Source organism: Ochrobactrum sp. AP1BH01-1 (assembly GCF_018066705.1).
Classification (GTDB): Bacteria; Pseudomonadota; Alphaproteobacteria; order Rhizobiales; family Rhizobiaceae; genus Brucella.
In genome coordinates this window covers 911,753-929,374 of record NZ_JAGPOU010000001.1, presented here as the reverse complement: position 1 = coordinate 929,374, position 17,622 = coordinate 911,753, and the positions used below count along the sequence as shown (strand labels likewise).

Genomic DNA, 17,622 nt, shown 5'->3' with positions numbered 1-17,622 from the left:
TGTTAAAATCCTTAGTTGGGGTCTATTGCTTCTTTCAGGTCCTCCAGCCACAAAAAATCGGCAGCCAATCCTGAGGATCATCGCCTAGGCGTTCCCGCAGGACAGCGCATTCCTCGACGGTCTCTTTTCTGCCGGAAAGCACCTTAACCAGGTCGGGCATCGCCGAAAGATCAAGACGGGCAATGACGGAATCATTCCCGTGCTTGATGAGGAACGTGCGTTTTTCGGGCGGGGTGTTCTTGATGAAATTGAATTCCTTGAAAGTCAGGCCGAAGCGCTTGATATAACTTTCCTCGTCGGCGCGGGGATTGGGAAAATGGATATTCGTCGACGACTGTTCGATCAGCGTGTGCGAGGCCTTAGCCTTGGCAATATCGGCTGCTGACTGCGTTCCAAAGCCGACAATGCCGTTGAGCTTGCGGATGGTTTTCATCTTGTCGACAATGAAATTGCTGAATGTATCATCCATCAGCAGTTGCCAGCCCTCATCCATGAAAAACATGACGGGATCGCCGTTCAAGAGTTCATCAAGCCGATGATAGAGATACATCAGTGCGGGCGTGCGGATATCCTCGTTGCCGAGGACATTTGTCATGTCAAAACCGAAAACGCTGCGGTCGGAGAATGACAGAACATCATTTTGGGCGTTGAACAGCCACGCCTTTTCACCGTCGATCCATGGGCGCAGGCGCGAGGCCAGATCATTGGCATCCGCTCGCGAGCGGCCGAGTAGAAGGCCGGAAAGGTTCGGCAGATTGCGCTGTGCGGCCGGCTCCTCCATGATGCGGGCAATTGCGCGCTCAAGCGTATCTGCATCTTCCTGGGAAAAGTCGCGGCGATCATTCGCTCGCAGTATCGATTTCAGAAGGCGCAGCAGAAAGTCGCGATTTGGTCCGGTATTTTCCAATTGAAGCGGGTTGAACCCTGTCGGTGTGCCAGGTGATAGAATTTCATAGGTTCCACCCATGGCCCGCACGAAAATCTCCGCACCCCGATCCTTGTCGAAGAAAACGGCCTTCGGTGTGGGTTTGACGCGCATCGCCTGTGCCAGCATGAAAGTCAGAGCAACAGTCTTGCCCGAGCCGGTTGGACCGGTGACAAGAAAATGACCGATGTCGCGACGGTGAAAATTAAACCAGTATGGCGTTTGCGACGTGGTTTCGAGGATCGTGATCGGCAATTTCCAATGCAGGTTATCGGATTGGCCCGTCGCGAAATTATGCATTGAGGAGAGGCCGGAAAAATTGGCCGAAGACAGCATGGCCTTGCGCGCGCGATAGCTATGATTGCCGGGAAGTTGCGCCCAGAAAGAAGCCTCGAGATTCATGTCCTCGCGCAGCCAGTTGACATTCATGTCCGTCAGGCAGCTTCCGAGTTCGGAAACGGTCTTGTTCAAGCCTTCGAGATCGCGGGAAAGGCACAGCAACGAGAAATGATGGATACCGAAGACAGCCTCCTGGTTCATGAGGCTGTTCAGGGCGAAATCGATATCACTTTCTACGGAGCTTCCCGCTTCGTCCGATGCCGATATTTGACGCTGGAGTCGCGTGATACGTTCCTGGGCTATCGGTTTGTCGGAAAGCGTGAAGCTCTGTGTCAGGATGAATTCGTGGCTCACCTGCAGAAGCCCGTCCAGCATTCCGGGGCCTGTATAAGGCGGATATTCCTTGATGGAGAGCATCGCGCCGTAGCGACAATCTTCCTCGGTGGGCGCCTGCGTCTGCATTGCCCGCCTGCCAAAATGCAGGCGCGAAGTCCCGACATAATTGCGGATTCCCATCCGTGGCAATCGCATCTTCCGAGGAATGCCGCAGGTCAAAATCGTGTTGATGAACTCGCAAGATTCGGAATAAGGCTCTCCGTCGCGATAGGTGACGCCCAGCGTGCGCGCTCCGTATTTTTGCAGTTCGCGCGTCATGTTGGAAACGAGTTCTTCGAGTTCCGTCACCATTTCCCGCGTCTGCCGGTCTCGGGCTTCCGCCCCGCCCGATCTTGCGAAGGTGCGGCTGACAATATCGCTCAGGCCAAGCGCACCCCGCATATTGGTGCGAACAACCGAAAGATAAATTTCATTGGCGAACATGCGTTTGCGGCGCAACTGATTCAGGTAGCGGGTATTGAGTTGGTCGCAGAACGGATCATCGAACGTGCCGGTGATTTCAGTATCCGCCTGTCGGCGAACCACTGTCGACCATATGGAAAAACGGCTCGACCCCAGTGCTCGAATGATCGTATTCTGTACGTTCGCACGCATGTTGAGTTCGGCTTGGTCCTCGGTCTGAAAAAAGAGGCCGTCAAGCTTGATGGTCGACATAATCGCACCGTTTTCGAGGCCGATGACGGTATCGGAAATATGCCGCAGATAGGGGATATGGGCTGCCATCGGCCGCTCTTTGTGGGCGGCTTTGCCAAATCCGAGTTCTTCCCTGATGACTTTTAGCATTTGCTACGGTCCATACGAGTTAGTTCCCCAAAAGGACTTGTTGGGGGTTCTCGGCGTCTTGCGGGTGGTAACTTCCAGAATATCGAGGATCTTGTTGTCCCAAGCGCACAGCGAAAACAGAGTGACGTAACTGACTGGGGCAAAAAGCAATGTCCAAAAGGACTTGCTGGCCAGCCACCCGATGATGGTGACGCCGATCACTATAACTACCGCCATATAGGGAACCCCCCACATCGTCGGGGATCGTGTCAGTCCGATGACCAATGGGATCAGTTGCGGCTTAACGTCCTCGTGTTCAGTCATTTATGTCCAACTGTGCTGATCAATTGATCGACGATCGACTGAGCGCCAAATACCAGACCTATACCGAGGATCACGCTACCGGCGAAGAACCAACTTAGGCGACCAGCGAAAGCCAGGAAGCCCAGTCCCGTGACCGCAATGATAGCGAACAGCCGACCGAACGGGCCGTCGATGAATTCTATAATTGCCTGAAAAGCGTTCTGGATCGAATCGAAGCCACCGCCGAGACCGCCGTCCGCCGCCATTGCCATATCTGCTCCGGCAACTTGCATCGCAGCCAGCAGACTGAGGCAGACCGCCAGTTTTGCGGTTGTGACGCGCCAGTCCGTGTATATGCCATTGTTCATTCTTCTCTCCTTTTAAAAATGCATTACGCCGCCCACGAACGTGCCGTTCTTTTTTACGGCGATGACACCGGTTTCGGTTTGGCTGGCCATGTCGGGAGCCGGATTCATATTTTTGCCGGATACCCTGCTTTTCCGGGCTGGCGTGGGAATGCCCATCTCGTAGTTGACGACCTTTGCCACGTAACCGACCGTTTCCTTGAAAGGCGGGATGCCGCCATATTCGTAAACGCGGCTTTCACCTGCATTGTATGCAGCGGCTACCAGCAGCGGATTGCGGAACTCATCCAGAAGGGCACGAAGATATTTCATCCCACCTTCGATGTTGGCTTCCGGATCGCAGACGTCCCGCACACCGAACCGGGCTGCCGTGTCCGGCATGAGCTGCATCGGACCGCGCGCGCCCTTGTCTGAATTTCGGGATCGATCAAACTGGCTCTCGGCCCAGGTGATCGCATCCGCAAACAACTCATCCACCTGATGCCGTCGCGCAGCCTGTTCCACCAGTATCTTGATCTTTTCAGGGGGGAGCGGAGAGGGGCCGCATTCCGGTACCGGCGATGCTGCCGATCTGCTCGACGGTGCATTATTGTTCGCCATACCGGTAAAATATTTAAGCGAACCGGTCGCAGCATACGCGACCGCCGTGCTGCCGCTATCGGTCGGATCCTCGCTGTTTTCTGCGGCTATTGCAACGCCGTCAGCCCCGAGGATGAATTCCCTACTCTCTGACGGCTTGCGACGATCAGATACTGTTGGCACCGATGCTGATTTGCCGTTATTTCCTGCTGACACGCCCCCAGCGCTTCTCAACAGGGAGGGATTGCTTCTGTCGTTTTCAGCAGACCACGCGGATGTAATTCCAACCTGGATCGAGAGCACAGTGCTCGACAGGAATATTTTTAGAATTCCGTCTCCCATCCCTACCCCTAAATTTTTTAACCAATTTTTTGTTTGGTTGAGGTCGTTTTAAATTAAAGAACTAAACAATATATACTCGTACGATCGTATCGTTAGCTAAGCATGGCTTAAAATTACTGGAAATTACAATAATTAGGGAATAATAATTATGGATTTGCTGTAAGGAATAAAAATAATTATCTCTACTTGGATGAGGGTGCTGTTATCTGGGGATTTAACTTTGCAGTGCTGAGAGAAATGCCCAAGTGGCGGCATGTACGCCCGTGACGCCTTGATGTTGGGAGCATATGGCGTGTGAAGGAGGATTATCATTGGTATGCGGAACGACCTGGGAAAGGATAACGAAGCGGGCAATTTTTTGTTCAGCTGTGTGCTGGTTATTTCCCGATCCCGCGTCCTCCGGCCCCAACGGGTATTTTGATCTTCAGCCCACGGTAGCTCTGGAGGCTGGTGGTGGGTGGATCACCGATGGAACCCGGTATCGCCTGTTTGGAGTCCAGTCATTCTCTACCGGCGCGACCTTTACAAATAAAGCGGGCGAAAAGAAGAACCGCGACGATGCTTCACGGGCAGTTTTGGCCGCATACATCAAGGATACCAGGCCAGTTTGCGCCCCCGTTATGAAGGTCGCCGATACCACCACTGTAACTTGCTACGCCGCGATAGGGGGAAATCGCCAAGACCTTGCAATGATATTGATTTCGAGCGGTTTTGCCTTTGCGGAGGTCCGTGAAGATGGTCGTCCTCTGTATGAACCCTATGCTGCGGCCGAGGCGCAGGCACGGGAGCGTCGCGCGGGTCTATGGCAGTTCATATCAAAGGCCGATCACTGAAGCTCGTCCGCTTATAATAACTCCTCTCGACGATGGAAAAGTAGCAAGCAAAAGAAGAAAGCGAAGCAATGAAATCCCTCATCGTCTTCATTTCGGCACCCCTTGTCCTTTCTCAGGCCTATGCAGCCGATAAGATCAAGCCACTGGCCGCTGGAGTACTGCACGCCGCGCAGCCGGCTTTGGCCGCGCCTGTTGCAACCATTAAAGGGCGTGCAGTTGTTATGGACGGTCGAACCCTTTGGTTCGCAACCTATGCTCAACGCGTACGCCTTGCTGACATAGATGCCTGTGAATTGCCCCAATGGACGTTCACTCCTCAGCAGAAAAAGGTGCAGGCAGTCAAAGTCCCGGCACCTGTCCCCTGCGGTCCTCTTGCAAAAGCGTGGCTCAAACGCACCGTAGGAGCGGATGTGGTGACATGCACTGTCGTTGGCTATGACGATGAGGCAGTTGCACGAGCCTATTGCACTGTCCGTAGCCGCGATCTTGGTCTTGAAATGCTTCGCGTGGGTTGGGCACGCGTCGATTCCCCCTTTCCCGCTTATCCGCAATATATGGGGTACCAACGTGCCGCAATGTCGGCTCGCTATGGCATGTGGGCGACCTATGTTCTTGATATGAATGAATGGCGCCGTAAAGCGGTCGATAAAACTCCGGAACGTCAGCCAGTCGCAGACTTCAATCTCTTAGTAGAACGCAAGAGCGAGATTTCACCACCCTTTGCGGATGCACGCAATAGACCCAAAAGAACAGACAGATAGACTGAAGCCCGGCCGATCAGTAGGCATCCCAGTGGTTTTAAATTTTAGATCCTAGCCGCGCTTTGCTTGGTACTTTATCCATGAAGTCTCCGCATTATCGTCCGAGACATTGCGGGTTGCATGAGACATCTTGTTAAAAAACTGGATGCTATAATGGGTCGGAGGTTGATCCTCATAAATTGGATATCATGATCCATCTGCAAGTGACGGCAGTTACTTGATAACACTGCCTTCTTTGAATGCCGCAACGGGTCGATCCCCTATCCGTAGCACAACAGAATTTCGGAGCGTCTTGTCTTGCCCCGAACGGTCTGAAAGCTCGCGAACGATTGTCATCGGCGAACTGGCTCTTGGGAAACGTGCGGGCCACCTCAACGTTGGCGAGAGGGCGGACACCGAATGAAACGCTTTGAAAGCCCATCATTCCCTTGGTGATCCGCGTGACATTTCAGGGTCGTTGATAGCTCGCAACCCAGCGAGATTGGCTCCCTTTCAGGAGTGCCATTGGACGTGATCGCTTTTTAAAAAAATGCGCTCTACAGGCAGGTTTCGGCGTTCAGATGACAAGAAATCAATGGCTTTGCCATAGAGGACTACCACTCGATACAAGTAGATCTATTGGCTCCACCCTTGATATACAGGTTTCCTCAACAAGCCAGGAAGAGGCTGTGCGGCGTGTGCGCGGAAAAACGAAAAATTGCGACATTGCCTCATAACACACAACTCCACTGAAATCAGGTTGCGGCATAGAGTGCCGCTAATTCGCGTTCTCACCTCTGTTCTGAAGAAGGGGAGTTTAAGGTAAATATGGCACTCACGACACTATTATTTAGCAAATTGTTGGACTGTTGACCCAATGTCAACCCTGATAACTTGAGACGATTACCGATAAATAACAACTTCGAATAAAACATACTTATAATAATATATAATGTTAATATACAATATATACAAACTTAGTTGCTGATTAAACAGGTGATTTCGATTTCAAATTTACAAAATAAATGAAATTTTTATGGAAATATTATGATTAAAGAATGCGTTACTGTATCATCGAAGTCAAAAATTTTGTTTTTTTGCGTCTGTCTAGCTCTTTATGAATTAATTGTCTATGCTGCCAGTGACGTCATCATGCCTTCAATGTTGAGGATCGCTGACCAATTGGGCGGCTCTCCTCTCGATGTGCCGCTGTCGCTCAATCTTTATTTGCTCGGCGGAGTTGTGGTCCCACTCATTATAGGTTCGTTGTCAGACTATTATGGGCGCCGCAAACCAATGATTGCTGGCTGCTTGTTATCCGCATTTGCCTTTTTCGTCACGGCATTTATCGGTTCAATGACGATGTTCAAAATACTACGCTTTATTCAAGGCATGGGAATCGGATTTATCATTGCCATCGGCCTCCCAACCGTGCATGAGACTTTTACGGAAAAAGATGCAGTGCGAGTGTTAGCGATCGTCTCCAATGTCGCAATCCTTTCGCCACTCGGCGGGCCTTTTGTTGGCAGCGTTCTCCTAAATTACATCGATTGGCGGGAAATGTTTCTAGCCATGGCTGTCATTACCCTTCTTTTGAGTGCCGGGCTGTGGTTGAGCATGCCAGAGACGGTAGATATCGAACACCGGGGCGGACGTTATATACAGCGCACGCCGCTTGGCATTCGCGAAATTGCCCGTGACTACAGGGCTTTGCTGCTAATCGGCACTTCCTGCTTGGAGGTGCAGCCCTCGGCTTCGTGGGCCTTCCTCTGATTTCTTGGATTGCCCTGTCGTCTTTACTTCTAATGCATAGCCTCGGGTATAGCGGCCTCGAATATTCACTCTGGCAAATACCGGTTTTCGGTGGTCTAATTGTTGGTAATTTCGCGCTCGGTATTCTATGCAAACGCTTCAGCCTCACGACGGTATTGTGCGGCGGGATTATTGCGGTCGCAGGTGGAACAGGGGGGGCACTAACCGCAACATTATATAACGACACTCCAATCGCACTTATTTCTGGATTCAGTATTTATGCTGCGGGCTTTGGTATTTGTAGCGCCATCATTTATCAGCAGATACTCGCGCTGACCATAGGCGCAACTGGAAAAGCATCAGCCTTACTCGGAGTACTCAACGTCACCATCTACGCGATCGGGGGAGTATTTCTGACAGTTATGGGCGCCGGAGACAACCTGAAACATTTCATCATCCTTGTTTCCATTCCTGCGGTGATCGCCGTCACGTTGCTGTTCTCCCTTTTGGTGACCTCCCGAGTCACCACCGCCGAAAGCGCAAGCTAAAATCACCCGTTATTTCCATCATCAGGTCGATATTCACATGGATAATATTAAACGGCTTTGCTCTCTCAAACATCCGTATGAGCAGTCCATAGAGGCTGAGCAGATTTTTTCGGATGCCATGCGCGAAGTTGTCATGCATCATCGCGCTTCAGCTGACGGTTATGCCACTTGGCTGGATAGTCAGGGCTTCAATGCCAGGACTATCGAAACGATGGAAGACTGGTCAAAACTTCCGCCGTTATTTGCAAACTACTTTAAGAAGAATCTTGTTATCAGCCAGAGCGGCGAGGGCGCACTTGAACTTACATCGTCCGGCACAAGCGGGCAGAAGAGCCGAATGCGTTTTGACGAACATAGTATTGGTTCGGCTCAATACATGGTCGCCAAAATCTTTGACTATTATGGATGGAACACACCGGATCAGCCGTGCAACTACCTGCTGATGAATTATGAACCAGCGGGGAACGCCAAACTTGGCACTGCGTTCACCAGCAATTTTCTGAGTTCCTTTGCCCCTGTTAACAGCGTTGCGTATGCGCTGCGCCATACGGGTACTGGATATGAATTCGACCCGTTTGGTGTCATGGAAACCTTGAAGCGCTATGCTGCGGACGGGCTGCCAGTCAGAATTCTGGGTTTTCCATCTTTCATGTGGTTCGTGCTCGAACGCATGAGAGCACTGTCGCTCCCGCCCTTGCGCCTGCATGAGGGTTCCCTCGCGTTTTTTGGTGGCGGTTGGAAAACCCATGCAGATCAAGAGATTCCGAAGCACCGACTCTACAAACGCATGCAGGAACAATTAGGTCTCGCCGACGAAAGGTGTCGCGATTCCTATGGAGCGGTGGAACATCCCGTCCCTTACATCGAATGCAAAAACCATCACTTTCATTTGCCCGCTTATTCCAGGGTCAGCATTCGCTGCACACGCAGCTTCGTTCAAAAGGGATATGGTGAGAGTGGATTCCTGCATTTCCTCTCACCTTACATCACTTCAGCACCCGCCCACAGCATTGTAATGAGTGACCTTGCCACGCTGCACCCGGCGGAAAGCTGCGGATGCGGCCTCGAGACCGATTGGTTTCACCTGCTGGGCAGAGCCAGCAAGACGGCGGCCCGAAATTGTGCTCTTTCCGCCTCTGAATTGATCAAGGATATTTGATATGTATCTGCTCAACGGAACATTTCACGCCGCTTTCAATCCGACCGATGTTGTCGATTTTCTCCTGAAAGATGTTGATCAGACCCTGACGCAACCGTTTCCTATTGAAGTGCTTTTTCAATGCTGTGATGGGTTCGTCGCGGGCGTGGATAATTGCGCGGATGAACTCCTGCTTTCGCAGGCGCAATGTGATGAAATCAAAAACTTCTGCAACTCGGCGTCGCTGCGCGAAAAGCTGCAACGAGAACTGGGGGAAAGTCCACGCAGCCTGCGCCGGATCAATTACAGACAAAGCCATTTTGAAAATTGGGCGCCTGTCGGCATAGTCCTCCACATCACTCCCAGCAACTCGCCGCTGCTTCCTTTCTTCGCGCTGATCGAGAGCCTGCTGGTGGGAAACATCAACTGGCTTCGCCCGGGACGGGGTGATGCGGATCTGACAGCAAGGCTGCTGAGCAAGTTTCTCGAGTTCGATACGAATAGTGTGCTTGGCGCTTATCTGGCTGTGATACCAATCCGATCCACGCAGCTGAATCTTCTGCTTCCGCATGTCGATGCTGTATCTGCATGGGGTGGTGACAAGGCTCTTAAAACAATTCGCGACCAGCTTCCAATCGGCTGTCGGTGGATCGATTGGGGGCATCGTATAAGTTTTGGATATGTCACGCCGGACGTCGTAAACAATAGCCTCCTTGAGGCAATCGCCGACGACGTTTGCAGAAGCAATCAACAGACCTGTTCGAGCCCGCAATTACTATTTGTCGATAGCGGAGACGAGCAGGTTTTGCGAGAAATAGGTGAAGGCTTAGCCGCTGCATTTGATCGGCGCGCGCAATGTTGGCCTATACTGGAACCTGATGAGCAAGAAGCTGCCGATATCACGATGAGCAGTGCTTTCGTCAGGCTCGATAATGGTTTCGCCGACACCGCAGGACACGTCTGGGAAGGGACCGGGTGGAGAATACAATGGGCGCACAAGGCTGCGCTTGATCCGTCTCCTCTGTTTCGCACCCTTCTCTTGCGTCCATTGCCGGCAGGCGCGATTGTCCGAACATTGAGACCATGGCGGAGTTACCTACAGAGCTGTGCTCTTGCCGCCAAGGAATCCGAACTCGCTGAAAAGACCGATCTGTTGCTCGCTGCCGGGGTCAATCGCATCGTTGAACCGGGGCGCATGCAGCAAAACTATCAAGGGGCGCCGCATGATGGCGTGTATGCCCTCGCCCGATTGGCCCGGCGCAACTCGGTGACGCTCAATCCAGACTTGGTTCGCGGACGTGCCGCACTCAACCAGACCATGCCGCCAGCGATCAATCTGGATAGGGGCGACATCATGGATAAGGTCGCCTTTCAGACAAATCCGATCAGTGAGCGCGCGCAGCTTTTCTTTCGTAGCGGCGGCAGCAGCGGCAAGCCGAAACACGCTGGGTTCACATATCAGGACTACCATCGACAGATGCGTGCAGCCGCCGACGGCTTATACGCTGCCGGCCTCGATCCCATTCGAGACCGCGTGATGAACCTGTTCTACGCCGGCTATATGTACGGTGGCATGCCATCTTTTACTACAATTCTGGAAAAACTCGAGGCGACCCATTTCCCGATGGGAGCCCCGAAAAATGACGATTATAGTGAAACTGCCGACATATTGATTGCACAAAGGGCAAACACGCTTATCGGCATGCCCAGCACCATATTCCAGCTGTTTTTCCGGGAACGTGAAAAACTGCATAAATATCGCGGCATTGAGAAAATCTTCTATGCCGGGGAACATCTCTCAGTACAGCAGCGTAGTTTCATTCAGTCATTTGGCGTCAAACTCATTTGTTCCGCAATCTATGGCTCCGTTGACGCCGGGCCTCTTGGTCATGCGTGTTCCGCTTCACCTGATGGTGTTTTCCATCTGCTCGCGGATGTTCAGTCACTGGAGATTGTCGCTATGGACGACGACAAGCCGGTTGCTGAAGGTCAGAGCGGCCGTCTGATTTTCACCTCACGTGAGCGCCAGGGGCAGCACGTCGAGCGTTATGAAATCGGCGATGTCGGCCGCTGGGTGACCGAACCTTGTGGTTGCGGCCTGAAATCTCCACGCTTCCAATTGGAAGGACGACATGGCCAGATTGTACGTATCGGAACACGTCTCCTCAATCTCTCTGCTTTGACAAACCTCGCGGGCGTACCTGTGCAGTTCATTCTACATCAGGATGAAACAGGTTGTGATAAGCTGACTGTTCTCGCCGACGGTGATGCCGACGCTGTTCTGAAAGCAATATCCCAGTATACGACGCTTGCGACAGCTGTAGTTGAGGGTGTGTTGCGTCTTTCGGTCAATCCATGCCCTGCGTCGCAATTTGAATTGAATCCGCACAGCAAAAAGACCGCTCTTTATCTTGACAGGCGCTCACAAGTCCGGATCCTGTCGGCATAATTTAATCGGTATCAATTTTAAGCAATCAAAGGTTATTTAAGTGTATTCTCTTGAGGAACTAGTTGATTTTAGCCGACGGAATTCTCCATTTTTCGCCAATCTTTATAGAAGCATTTCACTTCAAAACTACACGCTCAATGACCTCCCTCTCATAGATACAACAGAATACTGGAAAATGGAGCGCGGAATATCGGATTGGTCTGTGCTCACAGGCCCGGTTGGCAGCGGAATTGTCTTTAGAAGCGGCGGAACGACCGGTGCGAGTAAGCTGTCCATATTCACTCGAGAGGAATGGAACGCTTTTCTGCAGACATTCTCAAGCGGCGTTTCATCAATCATTGAGCCCAATGATCGAATTGCCAACCTCTTTTTCAGTGGGGACCTTTACGCCAGCCTGTTGTTTATTCATGGCACCCTGGGATTTGTTGAAAAGCCGGTGTGCGAGTTCCCTTTCACTGGACAGACAGCCTTGGCTGACGTGTCAGAGGGGATCGTCAATTATCAAATCAATGTCATCGCAGCTCTGCCGGCGACCTTGCTTACACTTAGCGAGTGGCTCATAGAACGAGGGAAAACCCTCCCCCAAATAACAAAACTGCTTTACGGCGGTGAGAGCCTTCTCAAGCCACAACTTGGTGTCATTGCGCGTGCCTTTCCTAACGCGCGCTGCAACTCCATCGGCTGCGCAAGCGTGGACGCAGGACTGATTGGCGCCAGCACGCCGGACTGTGATGCAGATGAACATCGCTGTTTCGATGGTGCTACTCTTATCGAGATACTCGATGAACAGGACGGGACAGCCATTTCCGAACCAGGCAAACCCGGAATGTTGGTGGTGACCAATCTGCAGCGCAAACTCATGCCGATCATTCGCTATCCTGTTGGCGATCGCGCTGTATGGGTCGAGAAGACTGGCCAGACCAACCGAAAATTCCGGCTGATGGGACGCAGCAGTTTAGGCAAGCGTATCAGGATTGGTTACGTCTCTCTTTATCCGGATGATATCGACGCATTCATAGCTGGTACTCTCGGAGCATGTTCATGGCAATTGGTCATTGATTACGCCGACCCGGTCAACATTGTTAACGTCAGAATTGCGCAGCCCGACAACGAAGACGCAGCAGCCAAGGTCCTTGAATTCGTGCGCCTCAATAATCCGCCACTGGTGAAACTTGAGGCAAATAGCCAGGCCGAGTTGCGCTGTACCTTCTGCAACCACTCCGATCTGGTGCTGAATAGTAGAACTGGAAAGTTACTGAGGGTCGTCGACAACAGACCCTATCAAACAAATCCGGTGAACTAAAGAGGAGCTTTCCATGCTCACGATACGAGATTTTGATCCTGCTGATGCTGAGGGAGTGAGCGGGCTGTTTCGAGCCGTATATGGCGACAAGTATACATATCTCAAAATCTACTTACCGTCACAAATACGCGCGAGCAACGCATCTGAAAACTGGCGTTGCGCAGTGGCTGTCGAAAATGGAATGATCGTGGGCCATGCCGGATTGGTTCGCACGTCACCGGAGGACGATGTAGCTGAACTAGCGCTGATCGCAGTCCATCGAGAGTTTCGGGGACTGGGTATTGCGACACGGTTAGCTGAACATTTATGCGCCACTGCCTTGCAGATGGGTATCCGAGCCTTAACAATTAAGCAGGTTGCCTCGCACCTGATAACCCAGCGTATAGCGACGGCGCTCGGTTTTTTAACGACAGGGCTCATCCTCGACTATGTGAGTTCCCCCTTCGGTTATACCGAACCAGAAAGCGTGGTTATTGGTTGTTTACCGATAAAGGCATGCCCATTACCCAAGAATTGCTTCCCCGAGAAGTATCCCAACTGGCTACCCAGATTGGTCAAACAGTTTGGAGAGCACGCACGCAACAATTCTGTCATTAAACCGGCTGCCGATCTTCGCGGCTATTCGATCGCCGTTGATAATGTTGATGAATTAATTGCTTTGCCGCCACATCAGGTTGCCTGTCTAGAGATTCCCGTAAACCAAGAACTCTCCAGAACAGTCGAACGCTTTCTTTCTCTCGGATTTATCAATGCTGGATTGCTGCCGACGGCTGGCGGAGATTGGTACTGGCTGATGCAAAGGAACAATCAACGCCACCGCCCGGGCATCATGGAACTGTATTGTTCCGATGCTGCTGGGGTGTATGCTGATATGCAGAGGGAAATCTGCCACCAGGCTACGTGACGGTTTCGAAATTTCCATGGTTTCCGTCACTAAAATCGATACCAATCCTGCAGCGCGGAGATCTATCGGCAGCAGCGAGAACCATCCGCACCGCGTGGGAACGAATTTCCGGTGAAAACCTGTTGCTATTGCTTTGCTCATGCCGGCTCCAGTTTCTCACGAGATGATACCTCCTGCAAAACCCGGCGCGGCTCAGAACGATCCTAGGTATGCGTATGGCCGCGGGAGGGGCAGTGTTGCCACATGCCTTGTACCACGTCGCACTTGCCGCTGCGTTCACAACCCAGTTCTGAAATCAGTCGCACCAAGAGTGAAAGAATGCGGCGAGCCTTGTCAGCAGGTCAGCTTCGGGACAGCATTCAAAAGCATTTGCGTGTAGGGCTGCTTCGGCTGAGCGAACACTTCGGAAACAGTGCCTCGTTCAACGATCTTGCCGTGATGCATGACCACTACGTGGTCACAAAGATGGCGAACCACCGATAGGTCATGACTGATAAACAACAAAGTCAGATCAAGGCTTCTTTTCAGTTGCAACAACAGATTGATGACCTGCGCCTGAATAGACACATCCAGTGAAGCGACCGGTTCATCGCATACAATGAATTCCGGTTGCATTGCCAGTGCCCGAGCGATAGCGATGCGCTGCCGTTGCCCGCCTGAAAACTGGTGCGGATAGCGATCCGCCAGAACAGGATCGAAAGCGACGGCTTTCAGCCAACGCTCGACGTAAGCCCGTGCGTTTTTTTTCGTGCAGAGTCCGTGCGCGATAGGTCCCTCTGCAACAGACTGAAATATAGTACGGCGAGGGTCGAGCGATGCAAAAGGATCCTGAAAGATCATTTGAACCGAAGTGCCGATCTTGCGATCATCCTCGCGGACTTTGCGACCATCGACAAGGACACTGCCGGATGTCGGTGTGGAAATACCGCAGATGATACGACCGAGGGTGGATTTTCCAGAGCCGGATTCCCCAACCAGCCCCAGTACTTCCCCGCGCGCGATAGTAAGCGTAGCAGACTGAACGGCATGAACGGCATGGCTTGGTTTGGCGAGACCGAGCCGCTTTGCAAAACGGCCAAGAGAGCCAACCGGCTTCTGGAAGATCATCGTGACATCGTTGGCGGCAACGAAATCGGGATTGGAACCAGCGGGCCGATTTTTCCTTGCTTCTGTGATAGAAAATTGTCCGGATTTTTCGGTCGCGCTTGATGTCAAAAGCTCTCCCGGTTTCTTTCGTGAGGGAAGAGAATCGAGCAATCCTTGTGTGTAGGGATGCTTGGGCGAGCCGAGAACGTCCGCGACGCTCCCCGTCTCGACAATCTTGCCTAGTCGCATAACGGCTATCTTTTTCGAAATTGAGGCAACGGTTGCGAGATCGTGGCTGATCCAGATCATCGAAATGCCAAGTTCAGAGACGAGGGCCTTCACTTCTTTCAAAATTTCCGCTTGCACAGATACATCAAGCGCTGTCGTCGGTTCGTCGGCGATGACCAGTTTGGGCTTGTGAAGCAGTGCGATAGCAATCGCTACGCGCTGACGCATACCACCTGAAAACTGGTGTGGATACTGATCGACCTTCTTTTCCGGTTCGACAATGCGTACACGCGCCAGCGCTTCGATCGCTCTGCGACGGACTTCAGCGTGTGAGACTTTTTCATGCGCACGGATTGCCATTGCGATCTGATCGATGACTTTGAGAACCGGATTAAGGGTCATCATCGGATCCTGAAAGACCATCGAGATTTCCCTGCCGCGAATGTTGCGCAATTGGCTTTCCGGCAGCCCGACCAGCTCTCTGCCTTCCAACCGGATTGAGCTTCCGGATTGAATTTTGCCTGGCTTGTCAATCAGGCCAATCAGAGAGAAGCCAGTGATCGATTTGCCAGAGCCGGATTCCCCTACGAGGCCAAGTATCTCGCCCTTGCCAACCTCGAACGAGATGCCGTCGACAGATTTCACCGTGCCGCTGTCGGTTTCGAAATAGGTTCTGAGGTTATCGACTTGTAACAAAGCGGTCATTTGCGCAACCTCGGGTTTAATATGTCTCTGATCTGATCGCCCATAAGATTGATGGCCATGATCAGAACGATGAGTGCAAGGCCGGGATAAATGGAGATCCAATACCGGCCTGACAGAAGATACTGGAAGCCATTGGCAATCAGCATTCCAAGGGATGGCTCTGTCGGCGGAAGACCAACGCCGAGAAAGGAAAGTGTCGCTTCAAGTGAAATAGCCGAAGCCACTTGCACTGTCGCTACAACAATGAGCGGCGGTAGGGAGTTGGGTAAGATATGCCTCGTCACCACGTGCCAGCCGCTCATAGGTACGGACAAGGCAGCCAGAACGTAATCTTTCTGCAGTTCTGCAGATGCAGCCCCGTGCGCCGTACGCACGAAATAGGCGTATTGGGCAAAGACGAGGGCCAGAATGAGCTGCCACTTTCCTTGGCCGAGCACGGCAGCAACCACGAAAGCCAGAAGGATTGCGGGGAACGACAACTGTATATCGACAAGGCGCATGATGAACGTTTCTGTCCTGCCGCCAAGATAGGCTGCAAAGCAGCCGACAACAGCGCCGAGGCTGAATGCGATAGCACCTGCTATCAGCCCCATCTCAAGCGATATGCGCAAACCGTAGATAATTGCTGACAGCAGATCACGCCCCTGGCTGTCGGAGCCGAGCAGATAGTGCATGCCATTGGCGCCGACAAAACCGGGAGGGCGACGTGCATCGCGCAACACTAGTGATTTGAGGTCGTAAGGGTCTTGCGGCGTGATCCAAGGGGCGAATATCGCCAAGAGAGCAATGACTATAACCACCGCAAATGCGATCACAGCTACCTTGTTCTTTGAAAAAGCTCGCCAGAACGCCTTCAGAGGGGAAGTAGCGCTTGTTGGGACAGTAGATCGGCTCGACGTTGTGTCAGTCATTTCAGCGACCTTTCTGCCGCAGGCGTGGATCGAGGGCGGCATAAGCCAGGTCGACGCATAGGTTAATGACGACGAAAAGGATCGCGACCATCATCAGATAGGCGACCATGACCGGACGGTCGAGCGAGGCGATGGAGTCTACGATAAGCTTGCCGAGACCCGGCCAGTTGAAAATTGTTTCCGTAACAAGGGCAAAGGCAAGTGTCGATCCAAGTTCCAGACCAAACACTGTAACAAGCGGAATGGAGATCAGCTTCAATACATGACGATACAGGATTGTACGTTCCGGAATTCCCGCCGCACGCGCGAACTTGATCGTGTCGGTCGTCATGATCTCGCGCGTACCCGCCGCTGCCAATCGACACATCATTGCCATCTTGAACAGAGCGAGATTGAGAACTGGTAGAAGGAGATGGGACCAGCCATCCCGGGTTAGAAAAGAAAAGGGGATGCCTAAAATATCGACGGTCGCACCCCTCCCGCCTGCGGGCAGCATACCAAGCTGAACCGCAAACACCATGATCAGCATCAAGCCGATCCAGAAGGTGGGAACGGAGAAGCCGAGTATCGAGCCAGCCATGATTAGCTTTGAAACAAACCCGTCGGGCTTGTACCCGGCATAGACGCCCAGAGGAATACCGATCAGAGAGGCAAGCAAGACTGCAATTACTGCGAGTTCCAGCGTGGCAGGTAGTCGTTGCGCAATGAGCTCGCTGACCGGCATGTTGAAGACGAAGGATCTGCCGAAGTCGCCGCTGACGATCTTGGCTACAAAGTCGGCATATTGTTTCCAGAGCGGCTGATTGAGGCCGTACTCCTCGATAACTCGCTGGCGGATTTCCTGTGTAACATCCGGCGATATGAGCACGTCGACGGGATTGCCGATGACGTAAACGCCAATGAAAACAAGGATGGACATGACCATCAGAACGATGAGCGCCTGTCCCGACCTGCGGAGAATGAATGAGGCCATAGGCTTTTCTCTGGCTAGTGCCCCGATAGCTGCATTCGGGC

Annotated in this window: 15 protein-coding genes; 8 read left to right on the top strand and 7 right to left on the bottom strand. The window is 52.3% G+C overall.

The window, feature by feature from the left end:
- Positions 1-34 precede the first annotated feature (34 nt).
- The 4 genes from J9800_RS04365 to J9800_RS04350 are packed head-to-tail and all read right to left on the bottom strand — an operon-like array spanning position 35 to position 4,011.
- Positions 35-2,443 (bottom strand): VirB4 family type IV secretion/conjugal transfer ATPase, encoded by a 2,409-nt coding sequence (locus tag J9800_RS04365; protein WP_114217070.1) that lies wholly within the window; start codon positions 2,441-2,443, stop codon positions 35-37.
- A 3-nt stretch (positions 2,444-2,446) separates the two neighbouring features.
- Entirely contained in the window at positions 2,447-2,746 is a 300-nt protein-coding gene (locus J9800_RS04360) for a VirB3 family type IV secretion system protein (RefSeq protein ID WP_114217071.1), read from the bottom strand.
- Positions 2,743-3,093: a TrbC/VirB2 family type IV secretion system protein gene (locus J9800_RS04355; protein ID WP_114217072.1), complete on the bottom strand. Its 351-nt coding sequence runs from the start codon at positions 3,091-3,093 to the stop codon at positions 2,743-2,745. Before J9800_RS04355 ends, J9800_RS04360 begins: the two co-directional genes overlap by 4 nt.
- Positions 3,094-3,105: 12 nt before the next feature.
- Complete coding sequence (locus tag J9800_RS04350) at positions 3,106-4,011, bottom strand: lytic transglycosylase domain-containing protein (RefSeq protein WP_114217073.1); 906 nt, start codon at positions 4,009-4,011, stop codon at positions 3,106-3,108.
- 311 nt (positions 4,012-4,322) lie between these two features.
- Between J9800_RS04350 and J9800_RS04345 the strand changes: the two genes are divergently transcribed.
- The 8 genes from J9800_RS04345 to J9800_RS04310 all read left to right on the top strand — a co-directional run bounded on the left by J9800_RS04345 (position 4,323) and on the right by J9800_RS04310 (position 13,678).
- The gene (locus J9800_RS04345; protein ID WP_286167644.1) at positions 4,323-4,844 is read left to right on the top strand and encodes a thermonuclease family protein; all 522 of its coding nucleotides are present in this window, start codon (positions 4,323-4,325) and stop codon (positions 4,842-4,844) included.
- Positions 4,845-4,912: 68 nt separating this feature from the next.
- Positions 4,913-5,605, top strand: coding sequence for a thermonuclease family protein (locus J9800_RS04340; RefSeq protein WP_114217074.1), 693 nt, complete (start codon positions 4,913-4,915; stop codon positions 5,603-5,605).
- 1,026 nt (positions 5,606-6,631) lie between these two features.
- Positions 6,632-7,357 (top strand): MFS transporter, encoded by a 726-nt coding sequence (locus J9800_RS04335; RefSeq protein WP_210845624.1) that lies wholly within the window; start codon positions 6,632-6,634, stop codon positions 7,355-7,357.
- On the top strand, positions 7,342-7,884 hold the full coding sequence (locus J9800_RS04330) for a hypothetical protein (protein ID WP_210845622.1): 543 nt from the start codon (positions 7,342-7,344) through the stop codon (positions 7,882-7,884). Before J9800_RS04335 ends, J9800_RS04330 begins: the two co-directional genes overlap by 16 nt.
- 37 nt (positions 7,885-7,921) lie before the next feature.
- Positions 7,922-9,043 carry a LuxE/PaaK family acyltransferase gene (locus J9800_RS04325; RefSeq protein ID WP_210845620.1) on the top strand — a complete coding sequence of 374 codons (1,122 nt, stop codon included), beginning with the start codon at positions 7,922-7,924 and terminating at the stop codon, positions 9,041-9,043.
- A 1-nt stretch (position 9,044) separates the two neighbouring features.
- Entirely contained in the window at positions 9,045-11,471 is a 2,427-nt protein-coding gene (locus J9800_RS04320) for an acyl-CoA reductase (protein ID WP_114217077.1), read from the top strand.
- A gap of 40 nt (positions 11,472-11,511) precedes the next feature.
- A complete protein-coding gene (locus J9800_RS04315) occupies positions 11,512-12,774 on the top strand; it encodes a phenylacetate--CoA ligase family protein (RefSeq protein ID WP_162792706.1) in 1,263 nt (420 codons plus the stop codon).
- 13 nt (positions 12,775-12,787) lie between these two features.
- Positions 12,788-13,678, top strand: a complete 891-nt coding sequence (locus J9800_RS04310) for a GNAT family N-acetyltransferase (RefSeq protein ID WP_114217078.1) — start codon at positions 12,788-12,790, stop codon at positions 13,676-13,678.
- A 333-nt stretch (positions 13,679-14,011) separates the two neighbouring features.
- Here J9800_RS04310 and J9800_RS04305 read toward each other — a convergent pair whose 3' ends face one another.
- The 3 genes from J9800_RS04305 to J9800_RS04295 are packed head-to-tail and all read right to left on the bottom strand — an operon-like array spanning position 14,012 to position 17,581.
- Positions 14,012-15,799, bottom strand: coding sequence for a dipeptide ABC transporter ATP-binding protein (locus J9800_RS04305; RefSeq protein WP_286191504.1), 1,788 nt, complete (start codon positions 15,797-15,799; stop codon positions 14,012-14,014).
- Positions 15,694-16,608 carry an ABC transporter permease gene (locus J9800_RS04300; RefSeq protein ID WP_286167645.1) on the bottom strand — a complete coding sequence of 305 codons (915 nt, stop codon included), beginning with the start codon at positions 16,606-16,608 and terminating at the stop codon, positions 15,694-15,696. Before J9800_RS04300 ends, J9800_RS04305 begins: the two co-directional genes overlap by 106 nt.
- A 1-nt stretch (position 16,609) precedes the next feature.
- A complete protein-coding gene (locus tag J9800_RS04295; RefSeq protein ID WP_112590220.1) occupies positions 16,610-17,581 on the bottom strand; it encodes an ABC transporter permease in 972 nt (323 codons plus the stop codon).
- Between the last annotated feature and the right edge of the window lie 41 nt (positions 17,582-17,622).